This is a genomic window from Bradyrhizobium sp. JYMT SZCCT0428 (assembly GCF_018131075.1).
GTDB lineage: Bacteria > Pseudomonadota > Alphaproteobacteria > Rhizobiales > Xanthobacteraceae > Bradyrhizobium.
Map to the genome: position 1 here is coordinate 20,848 of NZ_JAFCLS010000016.1, position 13,611 is coordinate 34,458.

The 13,611-nt window shown below is 62.9% G+C and carries 10 protein-coding genes; 2 read left to right on the forward strand and 8 right to left on the reverse strand.

Annotated elements, in window-relative coordinates; all coding sequences use genetic code 11:
- Nucleotides 1–5: 5 nt before the first annotated feature.
- The 5 genes from JQ575_RS44675 to JQ575_RS17990 form a co-directional block, all read right to left on the reverse strand.
- A complete protein-coding gene (locus JQ575_RS44675) occupies nt 6–1,169 on the reverse strand; it encodes an autotransporter outer membrane beta-barrel domain-containing protein (RefSeq protein WP_249166727.1) in 1,164 nt (387 codons plus the stop codon).
- Complete coding sequence (locus JQ575_RS44680; RefSeq protein ID WP_312015960.1) at nt 1,166–3,919, reverse strand: autotransporter-associated beta strand repeat-containing protein; 2,754 nt, start codon at nt 3,917–3,919, stop codon at nt 1,166–1,168. Before JQ575_RS44680 ends, JQ575_RS44675 begins: the two co-directional genes overlap by 4 nt.
- A 201-nt stretch (nt 3,920–4,120) precedes the next feature.
- Entirely contained in the window at nt 4,121–5,065 is a 945-nt protein-coding gene (locus JQ575_RS17980; protein WP_249166738.1) for a DMT family transporter, read from the reverse strand.
- Nucleotides 5,066–5,419: 354 nt separating this feature from the next.
- The gene (locus JQ575_RS17985) at nt 5,420–6,262 is read right to left on the reverse strand and encodes an aldo/keto reductase (RefSeq protein WP_212034557.1); all 843 of its coding nucleotides are present in this window, start codon (nt 6,260–6,262) and stop codon (nt 5,420–5,422) included.
- Between the two features lie 7 nt (nt 6,263–6,269).
- Complete coding sequence (locus JQ575_RS17990) at nt 6,270–6,899, reverse strand: LysR family transcriptional regulator (protein ID WP_212034669.1); 630 nt, start codon at nt 6,897–6,899, stop codon at nt 6,270–6,272.
- Between the two features lie 128 nt (nt 6,900–7,027).
- On the opposite strand from JQ575_RS17990, the gene JQ575_RS17995 reads away from it, so the two are divergent.
- Both JQ575_RS17995 and JQ575_RS18000 read left to right on the forward strand, forming a co-directional pair.
- A complete protein-coding gene (locus JQ575_RS17995; protein WP_212034558.1) occupies nt 7,028–7,903 on the forward strand; it encodes a VOC family protein in 876 nt (291 codons plus the stop codon).
- On the forward strand, nt 7,896–8,570 hold the full coding sequence (locus JQ575_RS18000) for an L-2-amino-thiazoline-4-carboxylic acid hydrolase (RefSeq protein WP_212034559.1): 675 nt from the start codon (nt 7,896–7,898) through the stop codon (nt 8,568–8,570). Before JQ575_RS17995 ends, JQ575_RS18000 begins: the two co-directional genes overlap by 8 nt.
- 7 nt (nt 8,571–8,577) lie before the next feature.
- On the opposite strand, the gene JQ575_RS18005 is transcribed toward JQ575_RS18000, so the two are convergent.
- The 3 genes from JQ575_RS18005 to JQ575_RS18015 all read right to left on the reverse strand — a co-directional run bounded on the left by JQ575_RS18005 (nt 8,578) and on the right by JQ575_RS18015 (nt 13,607).
- Complete coding sequence (locus JQ575_RS18005; RefSeq protein ID WP_212034560.1) at nt 8,578–9,495, reverse strand: hypothetical protein; 918 nt, start codon at nt 9,493–9,495, stop codon at nt 8,578–8,580.
- 175 nt (nt 9,496–9,670) lie between these two features.
- Complete coding sequence (locus JQ575_RS18010; RefSeq protein ID WP_212034561.1) at nt 9,671–12,376, reverse strand: nitrate reductase; 2,706 nt, start codon at nt 12,374–12,376, stop codon at nt 9,671–9,673.
- 13 nt (nt 12,377–12,389) lie between these two features.
- Nucleotides 12,390–13,607 (reverse strand): NAD(P)/FAD-dependent oxidoreductase, encoded by a 1,218-nt coding sequence (locus JQ575_RS18015; protein ID WP_212034562.1) that lies wholly within the window; start codon nt 13,605–13,607, stop codon nt 12,390–12,392.
- Nucleotides 13,608–13,611 lie beyond the last annotated feature (4 nt).

Consider the following 13,611-nt stretch of genomic DNA (forward strand, 5'->3'; position numbering starts at 1 on the left):
CGGTGTCACCAGCTGGAGCGGATGACGCCCTTGCCGGCATAGGAGCGGGTGATGTCGGAGAATTCGCCCTCGAAGGTGGCTGCGGCGGACCAGCCGCTCAGCCATTTCATTTCGGCGGAGGCCGTGGTCAGCGCGGTTTTCGGCGCCTGCGCCGCGCCGCTGACCAGGAAGGTGGCACCGGGCACCGACTGGAACAGCGCCGTGATGCTGCGGTCGGTATTGAAGTTATGTGCCCAGGCGGCGCGGCCGCGCAGCGTGAGGACCGCGTTCTGCATCGCAAAGGAGCGGTCGAGCCGGACGCCAAGTTCGCTGCGACCCGTGGTGACATCCTTGGCCGCATAGTTCAGCGCAAAGGCATTCGAACCCGACAGCACCTGTTCGGCATAGGCCGGCAATTGATAGGTGGTGAACTGGCCGGCGGCATAGGGCGTGATGCCCATCCATGGCGTGACGTAGCGGTAGCCGCCTTCGACGCGCCCCGACCAGGCGTTGGCGTTGAACTCGGCGCGCAGGCGGTCGACTCCGGCCACAGTGACGGTGCGATCCGTCGTCACATCCTGCCAGCCATAGACCGCCGCGGCGGTGACATAGGCCGCACCGACAGTGTGGCGCACGAAGGCGCCGGCCTGGAACAGGTCCGACCGCCCGTAGCCCGAGCCATTGACGCTGAAATTGGTGCCGCCGCCGGACAGCGCAAAGCCGACCAGCGTCGATGGCGAGATCCGGTAGTCCGCGCCGGCGGCGAGACCGAACGCGCGCACCGCGGCGTTGTTCGATCCGACATTGGCGCTGCCGTCGCTGTTGCTGCCGCCGCCAAAGGCCGAACCCCACACGCTCCAGCGCTGATCGAACAAATCGTTGCGCGCGACATCGGCCTTGGTCGGGAATTTGGCGAAGGCGTCGCGCGCCGTGCCCTGCCGCTTCGCGGCGTAGGCGTATGAACCGCTCTCGCCCGCCAACGGCGTTGCGCTGCCGCCACCGACGCTGGCGCCGCCGTTGCGGCCGGCGATGAAGGGATCGGTCAACAGGCCGAGGAAGATGTTCATCGCATCGAAGGTCGCCTGCTGCGAGCCGGTCGCGACTTCGCCTGAAATTTGCGTCAGGCCCGCGGGCGTCAGGGATCCGACCGCGACCGGAACGCCGCCGCCGGAATTGAAGGCATTCGTCAACGCGTTGGCGACGTTCTGCTGGTTCGGCTGAGACCGTTAGTGAAACTGAGCGCGAGGTTGAGATAAACATTGTTGGCGTCGTAGCTCAGGGTGGGTTTGAAGTTCGGCGCGTTGGTGCCGACCACCGGATTGAACGTGCCGCCAACGCCGCCTGCGGCGTTGAGGATGATGTATTGCTTGACCACATTGCCCGGCCCGAAGCTCGCAGTGACGGTGGCGCCGCCGAGCGCCGCGGCAGCCGTCACATTGGTGCGGTCGGCGGTGGCACCCGAGACCTCGATTAGGTAACTGGCCGCGGCGGTGAATGCGAGACTGCCCTGCACCGTGAGCAGGCCGACCGAATTGCCCGGTGCCAGCGTGCCGCCGTTGATGGTGGTGCTGCTGACGATGCCGTTGCCGCCGAGCGTGCCACCGGCGTTGACGGTCACGCCGCTCGACGAGACGATCGAACCGTTGACGGTGAGTATGCCGCCGTTCACCGTCGTGCTGCCGGTGTACGTATTGATGCCGGACAGGATCAGATTTCCGGTGCCGACCTTCTCCAGCGAGCCGGGACCCGGAAAGCAGCCGCAATCATCGGCAATCACACCGGTCACCTCGGTGGAGAGGTTGTTTCCACCGACGACCAGGGTATTGCCGCCACCGATATAGTAATTGCCGGAACCGGCAAGCGAGCCCACCGTGATGCGGTCATCACCGTTCGGGCCAAGGCTGCCGCCGAATTCGACAGAGCCGGTGCCGTTGGTGATGAACTGCGCGGTGCCGCCGTTGGCGTTGTCGAAGAAGCTGGTGGTGCCGCCGTCATTGGTGATGATCTTGGCGTTGCCGGCGGTGCTGTTGTCGAAGAAACCGGTAGCGCCGCCGTTGTTGGTGATGATGGTGGCGTTGGCCGCGGTGGAGAATGCGTTGAACTCCGTCAAGCCGAAGTTATTGTTGATGATCGTGGCATTGCCGGCGGTTGGCGCATCCGGTCCACCGGGGGCCTGACCGAACGACGTGGTGCCGAAGTTGACGTTGGTGATGGTCGCAGATCCGGCGGAAGCCTGTTCAACGAATAGCAGCTGGGCACCATTCAGGTTGTTGATCTTCGCGGTGCCGGCGTTGGAATTCGCGAAGAAGCCCACGACACTGTTGTCGTTGTTGATGGTCGCACTACCCGCCGTGGCGGTATCGGTCCCGCCGAAAGTACCGAAGGCGAGCTGGCCAAAGTTGATGTTGTTGATGGTCATGCTGCCGGCGGAGGTGGCATTGAGAAAACTCGTAAGTCCACCGTCATTGGTTAGCGAGGTAACACCGGACATGTTGGCGTTGACGACATCGAGGCGCCCGAAGTTGGTGATATCGCCAACGAGCGACGCCGTATGCGTGGCGTCGCCAAGCTGCAATGACCCGCAATTGCAGGAGATTTCTGTGCCGCCGGTATAGGTGTTGTTGCCGAGCAGCACGACCTTGCCGCCGCCGAGCGAGTCCAGCACCGTCAGCTTGCCGGCGCCGATGCCGTCGGAAATGTTGCCGGCAATGGTCAGTGTGGTGCCGTTGGCGTCGATCGCACTGCCAGCGGCGGAGTTGTTGATCCTGAAATTGTTGTTGAAGGTCAGGTTACCGCCGAGACCATCGGGCTGGAACACCGCGTTGTCGAGCGTGACCGTTCCGGTGCCGACCGAACTGTTGTTGGTGACCTGCAGCGTGGTGTTGGTCACCACCGTTCCGCCGGTATAGGTGTTGTTGATGCCGGACAGCAGCACCACGGTGCCGGCCGTGTTGGTCGAATCCGTAATCCGCAACTCGCCCGCACCGCTGATGTTGCCCGCAATCGCGAGGCTGAAGCTGGCCCCGACGAAGCCGTTGGCGTCGATGGTGCCGCCACCGGCATTGAGTTTGAAGTCATTGTTGAAGATCAGGTCGGCAGCTCCGGCCTGGAACGTGGCATTGCTGAGCGCTACCGTCGCGTTGCCGACCGAACCGGCGGTGGTCGCTCTCACCGTAGCTCCGGTCACGTTCAGCGTGCCGGCGATCACGTTGGCGTTCGTCAGCACCAGGGTGCCAGGACCACCGGAACTGATAACGTTCAACACGGGCAATGCGGCAATGTCGTTAATGATGCCAGAGAGCGTCAGTTCGCTGGAGTTCACGTCGATGGTGCCGCCCGCGCTGTTGACGAGAAAATTGTTGGCGATGGTCAGATTGCCTACGGCCTGCAACGTGCCGCCGCCCATGAGCACCGTGCTGGTGCCGAGCGCGCTGGCGTTGGAAACCTGCACGGTGCCGGCCCCGATCACCGTGAAACCGCTATAGGTGTTGGCACCGGACAGTTGAAGCGTGCTCGATCCGGCCTGCACCACGTTAATGCCCGCGCCGCCGATGATATTGGAGATGCCGATAGTCTGGCCGGCATTGGCGACGTTGAAGATGCTGCCGCCGCCGGTGAAGGTTACATCCCCGCCGCTGATCGAAAACGATTTCGAATTGGCATTGAAGGTCCAGGAATCGGGGGTGATCGGCCCGAAGGTTACATTGACCGTGCTAGATCCCGTCGCGTCGAAAACGGCCGACTGGCCGCCAGAAATGGGCGCGCCAGTGGGGGTCCAGTTGTTGTTGTCGTTGTAGTCCGACGTGTTGGCGGGGCCGCCCCAGGTGGATTGCGCGTGAGCCGCCGGCACCGCCGCGAACGCCAGGCCAATGCCAAACAGCGGCGCAACCAAGCGCTGCCGCAGCCGTTTTTCCACGCCGGATGCCGATCGAAAAGCCACGCCCAAACCCCACTACCCCCAGCGCTCTCTGGCGCTGTCCGGGCACAACCTAGCATGGGGTTCCACCGTACAATTACGGTTTGGCGGGAATCCCTTGTTCTGGCTTCGGAAAATCGGCGTTTTCCGGACACACTGTGGTACCCGGGCAACGCTTAGGGCGCGGTCCTTCTCATCCAGCGCAAGGTCGTCGGCCGGGATCGCTCAGGCGTTCGGAGACGACTCGGCCGCGACCGTTAAAAGCTGCGAGCGGCGCACCCGTTCGCGATGCGCGGTGTAGAGACCGCTGGCGACGATGAAGCCGGCGCCGGTCACAGTGTAGACGTCAGGCACCTCGCCGAAAATCAGGAAGCCGAGGATGCTGACCCACAGCAATTGGGTGTAGGAGAACGGCGCCAGCACCGAGGCGTCGGCATAACGGAACGCCAGCACCACGATCCACTGTCCCGCGGTCGAGGCGACGCCGATGAAGATGCCGAAGGCGATGTCGTGCCAGCTCGGTGTCACCCAGACGAACGGCACCAGCGCCGAGAGGATGCAGACGCCCGCGATCGAGGAATAGGTCATCACGGTGATGGCGCGCTCGGTGCCGCTCATCATCCGCGTCATGATCAGCGTGCAGGCCCACGCCAGCGCCGAGACCAGCGGAAAGAACGCGGCGGGATGAAACGCTCCGGTGCCGGGACGCAGGATGATGATGACGCCGATCAGGCCGACGCCGGTCGCGATCCAGCGCCGCAGGCCGACTTTCTCGTTGAGGAACACGATCGACAACGCCGTGACGAGCAGCGGCGCAACGAAGCCGGTGGCGGAGGCTTCCGCGATCGGCAGGTACCGCAGGCCGGAGATGAAGAACAGCGACGAGGCCAGCACCGTCACGCCGCGCATCAATTGCAGGCTGGGCCGTTTGGTCGGCAGCGCAAACAGCGGCGAGCCCGGCAGCATCGCGGGCATCATGATCATGGCGAACACCACGAAACGGATCCACGCGATCTCGATCGAAGGCAGCGTCGCGGACAGATATTTCGCGGTCACGTCCGAGATGCCGAGGAAGACCGTCGACGCCAGGATCAGCGCGATGCCCTTGAACGGACGATCGGCACGAGCGGGCGCTTTGGGGGTGGAGTACTTCTTCTCGGGCAACGGCAAAGGCGCGCTGTCCAGCCTGGCGGCTGCGGCGGGGGACGGTGTCACGGCAATCTCGAAAGCAATAATGATCGAATCGGGCGAGGCTCTAAAAAACGCCATTTGAGGGGGAACAACAAGGTCCGATAATGGGACACGGATATGCGCTGAGGGCGCGATTGCAACACTTTGTTAAGAACCGTGTTGCGCTACAGCGACCTCGTCATCCTCTTTCGTCATGGCCGGGCTTGTCCCGGCCATCCACGCCTTCCTCTCTTATAGAGACAAGACGTGGATGCCCGGCAGCGCAGACAAGTGTACGTAGTCTACGCCGGCAGACTACTATGGCCGGGCATGACGTAAAGTGAATTGCGTTCGCTACAGCATCGGCAGACCGCGCGGCTTCGGGCCACGCGGAAATGCGTTGTCGAGGGCTTCGATCTCGCTGGCGCTCAGCGTCAACTTCCCCGCCGCCGCATTATCCGCGGCATGATCCGCGCTCGCGGCTTTCGGAATGGCAAACACCGCTGGAATGCGCGTCAGAAACGCGAGCGCGATTTGCCGCGCGGTGACCCGGCGCGCATCGGCAATCGCCTGCAAGACCTGCCCTTCCCTGCTGTGCGGCGAGGGAAAATCATTGTGACCGAACGGTGAATAGGCGACGACGGCAACGCCGTGCCGTTCGCACCACGGGATGACAGCATGCTCGATCGCGCGCTCCTGCAAATGATAGAGCACCTGGTTGCAGGCGATCGTGCCCTCACCGGCGACCGCCAGCAGTTCGTTGAGATCGTCGGTGTCGAAATTGCTGACACCCCATGAGCGGATTTTTCCGGCTGATATCAACTGATCGAACGCCGCCACGGTGTCTTCAAGCTCATGGGATCCCCGCCAGTGCAGCAGGTAGCAATCGAGGTGATCGGTCTTCAGCCGCTTGAGCGATCGCTCGCAGGCGGCAATGGTGCCGCGACGCGACGCGTTGCTCGGCAGTACCTTAGAGACGAGATAGAGATCCTCGCGCTTGCCGGCGGCGATCGCCTCGGCGATCACGAGTTCGGCATCGCCATACATTTCAGCGGTGTCGATATGGGTCATGCCGACCTCGATACCGCGGCATAGTGCTGCGACCGCGCTTTTGCGGTCGCCCCGATCGATGTACCAGGTGCCCTGCCCGATGACGGACACTTCCGGGCCTTTGACGCCGAATTTTTTCTGCTTCACGATCGCCTCAACTTCTGATGTTGCCGACCAGACGAGGGCGGCGATGGACTTCGAGCGGGTTCTCGACCGGCAGAGCGCGCAGCCAATCGCGGAAGCTGGCGACCTCGGGACAGTCCGCGGTGCCTTCGGGCGCAATCAGCCAATCGCCCAAACCGGATCCCTCGTCAACGCGGTCGCAGCGATAGCCCGGATGGTGGCCAAGACCGCGGGCGATCAGCAGGTCGACTTTGCCCTCGACCAGTTCGTGCAGGCCGGCGGGCTGCAGCACCCGCAAGCCGATTTCCGCATGGGCGCTTCTAAACGCCGCCAGCTCCAGCCGGCGCAGGTCGAAGCTGCCATGGACCCCCAACTGCAGCAGCACCGCGCCGGCCGGCTTCAATTGCGAGGTCGCGTCCGCAATGCGACGAAAGCCGTCGGATATTTCGGGCAGATAGGCCTGGCCGGCCGCGGTCAGGATGAGCTGCTTATGCAGCCGCTCGAACAGGCGTACGCCGAGGCGCGCCTCCAGCGCTTTCACCTGCTGCCCGACGGCGGCAGGTGTCACATGCAGCTCGTGCGCGGCCAGTTTGAAGCTGAGATGTCGCGCGGCGGCTTCGAACGCGCGAAGCGCATTGAGTGGTGGAAGGGTGTAGGTCATCGCGCTGCAGTTTGTCACTGATAGGCCCTGGCCTTGCAATAGATTTTCTAGTGCTTGAGCGAAGGAACTATGCTTTGCGCCGACCTGATGTCCCCGGTTACGGTCGCATCGCAACACCAGGAGATCCCATGCCTCGCCGACTGGATCATCTCGTTATTTGCGTCCACAATCTGGCAAAGGCCGCGCTGGACTGGCAAACGCTCGGCTTTTCTCTCACGCCGACCGGTGTCCATCCCTTTGGAACCAGCAACCGTCTGGCGATGTTCGGGAATAATTTTCTGGAATTACTGGCCGTTACCGATGCTGGGACGGTGCCGCCAGCCGCGCCCGGCCACTTCAGCTTCGCCGCCCACAACCAGGTTTTTCTTCGCACCGGTGAAGGGATGTCGATGCTGGCCTTGCACAGCACCGACTCCCATGCCGAAGCGGCGCGCTTCAACGCGGCCCATATCGGCGCCTATGCGCCGTTCGATTTTGGCCGTGACGCGGTGCTGCCGGGCGGAGGCACGGCCCGGGTCGGATTTTCACTGGCCTTTGCCACTGATCCCTTGATGCCCGGGATTGCCTTCTTCACCTGCCAGCAACGCCATCCGCCGGAATTGTTCTGGAAGGCCGAATATCAGCACCACCCCAACGGCGCCTTGCGCGTGATCGAGGTCGTGATGTCGGCGCCGGAGCCGGCGCAGCACGGCGCGTTCCTCGAGCGCCTCACGGAGGGCGCCGCCGAGCTAGCGCCCGGGCGGTTGACGATCGGCGAGCGCGGCGACCGGATCACCGTGCTCGGCCCATCCGAGATGGCGCGCCGGTTGCCGAATTGCGCCATCGATGGTTCGCCACGCTTTTGCGCGGCGCGTCTGGCGGTCACCGATCTCGATGCGACCGGGCGAGTCTTGAAGAATAACGGTGTCGCTTTCGAGGTCATCGGCAATGTGTTGCTGACTTCGCCCGCCGCATCGCATGGCCTGGCTCTCGAGTTCGTCGAACAGGAGACTGCCTATGGCTGAGATTCACTCCTTTTACGAGCAGCATCGCGGGGCAATGGAGGCTGCGATGCGCCATCGCCTCGATCTTGCCGAACCGATGTTGTGTGAGCGCGCGCATCTATCCAATATTGACGGGATCAGGCAGGAGGTGATGGACGAATTCGAAATCGTGCTCACCCAAATGCCCTATGTCGGCGGCGCGGCAAGTCGCATGAGCGATTTCTTCATGCGTCTCATGGGCTTTATGGCCATCAGCCGGGTGCTCCGGCGGCGCGGCGTGTCGCTGCCCGTGATCGGCGAAATCGAGCGGGAAACCTACAAGGCGCAATTGCTCACCGTGCCCGAAGCGGAACGCCTCGCCTCGGGGCGTCAATTCATGTCGGCAGAGAATCAGGCTTTGCTGCGCGAGCAGGCTGCAAAAAGCCATCAGCGTAAATTTCCGGAAGATTTCGTCTACGATTTCGTCGAGCCGGATACCGGTGACAAGTTTGAATTCGGCATCAACTACAAGGCTTGCGGCTTCTGCAAATTTGCAGCTCGCCATGGAGATAAGGAAATCCTGCCGCACATTTGTGGGCTCGATTTCGACGCCTATGCCACGCGGGGCATCCAGCTGGAAAGGACACAAACGTTGGCTAGCGGCGCGAGCCACTGCAATTTCCGGTTTTCGCGGCTTCCGTCGGAGTAGGAACCGCCTAGCGTCGCAAAGTCTGTATCAGGGTCTTGTTATTGAGCTGCTGAAGAACGCTATCCAAGCGATCCTTAGTCACTAGGCCAATTCCTGTTCTGCCTACATACCTCTTCTCAGTTCGAGCGGGTTTGATCGTTTCCACCGTGAGGGGGTGAATCCCTTTGGTGTTTGGGTCAGTGTTAGGCACTCGCTTTGTAACTGCTGGGATGTGTACGGTTTCAAATATTCTCTCGAAATCGCCCTTCGTCATTTCTAGCATCGCTATGTCGAGCGAATGGGTTAGCTTTGTTTCGAACGCCAAAACCGACTTCGCCGTACCTCCACTAAAAATGAAGTTAGGTGTAGCACCGGCGTTGAGCGTTGTAAGAAATGCAAGAGAGTAACCAATCGACTTGTCCTTTCCATTAAAGGGAAGTAGTTGACCGAATTCCGAAGCCTGTTCCGCAGCTCGCTGTGCAGCAAGCTGACTCTCAAATACGCGTTCGATCCATTCCGCCAGTCCGAGATTTCCTTCGAGTAAAATTCCCACGTTTATTCCGCGGCAATGGTGGAGGGCCGCTTCTGCAAAAGCTGTATAAACATTGAACAGGCCTGTCCGTTTGGCGTTAAGGCTTGCTCCTGCGCCGAACTCGAGAGGACTAAGGCTGCCAAAGGGTCCGACCAACGACGACGCATTTGCGCCTCCAGTCGTATCTACCGCTAGTGACAATGTGACCCCGGCGGCCCAGCGACTCAAGTCAGGGAACACCTGCTTTCCGTACGGATCTCGTCTCTCACTTAGATTGCGATAAGCACGGCCGATCTCACATTTGACGCGCTCTTCTACTGCAGCTAGCGAAACTCCATCAGCTTGCTCAGTCGGAACGGTCGCGCACCCAGCCGCAAGCACGCAGCAAAACGCTGCAATGACAGGTTTAAACATAATAGGTATCCCCCAAAGCCGACAAAAGCTTCCACAACTTGCGGTAGATGGCAAGGCTTTAATTCAAATTGCAGCCGCGCTCCCTGTCGTTGCGAGCGAAGCGAAGCAATCCATTGGAAGGCAACGCAAGTGTGGATTGCTTCGCTACGCTCGCAATGACGTTGCGAGACCGAGCCTAGTTCGCCGCCACGGCCAATTGCTGCGGCGCGGCAGCCGGCGTGGTCTGCGCGATCAGCCGCTTCAACTCCGGAATGCAGGAGCCGCAATTGGTGCCGGCCTTCAGCTTGGCGCCGATGTCGGCCGCAGAGCGCGCACCGGCTGCGATTGTCTCGCAGATCGTGGTGCGGCCGACGCCGAAGCAGGCGCAGACGATCGGACCGGCATTGGCCAGGCCATCGATCGATTTGCCCGACAGCAGCATGCGGCGCTGGTCGTTGCTGAGCGCGTCGGCGGCAAACAGGCCCTTGACCACATTCCAGTCGCCAGCGTCCCGTGCCGGCCCGATGAAAAGGCAGGTCTCGATACGGTCAGCGGCAAAGGACGCCGCGCGATAGACGCCGCCGCCAAAGTCCTTGTATTCGGCGAGGTCATCGCCGGCGATGGCGCCGAGCCAGGACTGCCAGCCTCTGAGATCGGCATTGTCGGCGAGCAGATAGCCATAGCCGCCATTGACGGCGACGCGCGCCCACCAGGCATGATCGGGCAGTTCGAGCGGCATGCGCGACAATGCAAAACCTCGGAACACATATTCGTAAGGGGTGATCGAGGCCGGCGTCGCCTTGTTCTCGGGCTGGCCTGAAAACGGATCGGTGAGTGGTGCAACCAGCGATCCCACGCGTGCGCCGGTCGCCGTGACCGCGCTCCAGTGGATCGGCGCGAACAGCATGCCGCGCTGCTGGCGATCGCTGACGACAACGCGCAGCGTGCATTGTCCGTAATCGGTCGTGACCCGCGCGAAGTTACCATCGGCGACACCATGCCGTGCGGCATCGTCCGGGTGCACCTCGACATAGGGCTCCGGCAGATGCTGGCCGAGCCGCGGGCTCATCCCTGACCGGGTCATGGTGTGCCATTGGTCGCGGACGCGGCCGGTGTTCAGCCGCAGTGGGCGCGCGGCCGTGGTCTCGGTGCGCAGCGCGGGAGTCTCCGGTACGATAAAGCGGGCCTTCTGTTCGCTGGCGAAAAAGCCGCCTTCGGCAAAGAACCGCGCCTGCGGCTCGGCATTCTGGCGGATCGGCCATTGCACCGGCGCTATCGCGTCAAACGCTTCGTCCGACAGCGCCTGCAAGCCGCCGATGTCGAAATCGCGGCTACCTTCGTTCTCGAACGCCGAGAGTGCCGCGTGCTCGCGAAAGATATCGGCGGCTGATGCAAAATTGAACGCCGCGCCAAAGCCGAGCCGTTTTGCAATCTCGCCGATGATCCACCAATCCGGCCGCGCCTCGCCCGGCGCGGACAGGAATGCGCGTTGACGGGAGATGCGCCGTTCCGAATTGGTCACGGTGCCTGACTTCTCACCCCACGCCTGGGCCGGGAACAGCACCTGCGCGCCCGCATCGACGGTGTCGTTGGAGATCACGTTCTCGGAGACGACGAACAGTTCGAGCTTCTTCAGCGCCGCGCTGACGGCATCCGCGTTGGGCAGCGACACCGCCGGATTGGTGCCGATCACCCACAGCGCCTTGACCTCGCCGCGCGCGATGGCCTCGAACATCTGGACTGCTTTCAGCCCCTCATGGGTCGCGATCCGCGGCGCCTTCCAGAACCGGCGCACGCAGTCGATGTCCACAGGCGTAAAACCCATATGGGCCGCCAGCTGGTTGGCGAGCCCGCCGACCTCGCGGCCGCCCATCGCATTGGGCTGTCCGGTCAGCGAGAACGGCGACGCGCCCGGCTTGCCGATCCGACCCGTCGCCAGATGGCAGTTGAGGATCGCATTGACCTTGTCGGTGCCCTGCGCCGACTGGTTGACGCCCTGCGAATACATCGTGACCACGCGCGGCGTGCCGGCAAACATCTGGAAGAACGCCGCGACATCAGGCTCGGACAGGCCGGTTGCCAGCGCCGTCGCGCTGAGGCTGCCCGCCATGCTACGCGCCCGCGTCATCGCCTCGTCGAAGCCAGTGGTGTGGCGTTCGATGTAATCGCGGTCGAGCGCGCCGTTGTCGGCGAGGTGCACCAGCAAGCCGCTGAACAGCGCGGTGTCGGTGCCCGGCTTCAACCCCAGAAACAGATCGTCATCGCCGACCGTATCGGTCCGGCGCGGATCGATCACCACGATGCGGGCGCCGCGGCTCTGCTTGTTGACCAGCATGCGCTGGTACAGCACCGGATGACACCAGGCCGCGTTGGAGCCGACCAGCACCAGCAAATCGGCCTCGTCGAGATCCTCGTAACAACCCGGCACCGTATCCGAGCCGAACGCGCGGCGATGGCCGGCGACCGATGACGCCATGCACAGCCGTGAATTGGTATCAACGTTGGCGCTGCCGACGAATCCCTTCATCAGCTTGTTGGCGACGTAATAGTCTTCGGTCAGCAGCTGCCCCGAGAGATAGAAGGCGACCGCGCCGGGACCATCGCGCGCGATGATGTGCTGGAACCGGTGCGCGACATGGTCGAGCGCGTCGCTCCAGGCCACACGCTCCATGGTCCCATTGTCGCAGCGGATCATCGGATGCAGCAAACGATTTTCAAGGCCCAGCGTCTCGCCGAGCGCCGAGCCCTTCGAACACAGCCGGCCGAAATTCGCCGGGTGTTCGGGATCGCCCGAGATCGCCGCCCCGCCCCTTCCGTCCGGCGTCGCCAGGATGCCGCAACCGACGCCACAATAGGCGCAGGTGGTCTTGGTGGCGCGCAGATGGGGATCGACGGCGGTCATGCGAGGGGCCGGCTCATGCCGCCTCTGAACGGATCGCGAGCGAGCGGCCGAACATCATGTCGGCGCGAATGCGCGCGGTGGGCTGACGGGTGCGGATCAGTTCGAGATACCAGAGTGCGTCGCTGACATCGCCGATCAGCACCGCGCCGGTCAGCCTTCCGTCCGCGACCACTAGCTTCTTGTAGGTGCCGTAGTTGAGATCGCTGAGCACGATGGTCTCGGAGCCCTCAGTGCCCACGAAATCGCCCGCCGAGAACACGCTGACGCCGGAGACCTTCAGATTGGTCGCCACGATGCTGCCGCTATAAGAGGCGGCGCTGCCTGCGAGATGCCGCGCCAGCACGCGCGCCTGCTCGTAGGCCGGCTCGACCAGGCCGTAGCAGATGCCGCGGTGTTCGGCGCATTCGCCGATCGCAAAGATGTCAGGCGCGGCAGTTTGCAAATGGTCATCGACGACGATGCCCCGGTTGACGGCGATGCCGGCTTCTTTTGCCAGAGCGATATTTGGCCGGATGCCCGCTGCGAAGATCACGGCGTCGGCATCGATACGGCGGCCGTCCGTCAGTTCGACGCCCTCGACCCGGGTCTCGCCATGGATGCGCGCGGTATTGGCGTTGAGCAGGATCTCGATGCCCTTGCGTTCGACCAGCGATTTCAACAGTTCTGCGGCAGGCGCATCGAGCTGACGCTCCATCAGCCGGTCCATCAGATGAACCAGCGTCACCGGCGCGCCGGCCTTGGCGAGCCCGTAGGCCGCTTCGAGCCCGAGCAGCCCGCCACCGACCACCACCACGCGCTTCTTCTGCGCAGCCAGCGTCAGCAGGAGATCGACGTCGCGGCTGTCGCGAAACGTATGCACGCCGGCAAGATCGGCGCCTGATACGTTGAGCCGCAACGGCGACGAACCCGTGGTCAGGATCAGTTTTGAAAACGGGATGCTTTCCTCGTTCGCAATCTTGACTTCGCGCCGGCCGACGTCGACCTCGGTGGCCCGGCAGCCGTATTTCAGGGTAACGCCACGGTCGCGCCACCATGAAGCGGGCCGGAGCTCGATGTCATGCGAAGCGGTCTCGCCGGCGAGAACCGACGACAGCAGCACGCGATTATACGCAAGCCGCGGCTCGTCCCCGATCACGGCGATGGCGTAGCGCCCGAGCGCAAGCTTGGCCAGTTCGTCGACCAGACGGGCGGCAGCCATTCCGTTGCCGACAATAACCAGCGGTTCGCTCATGACG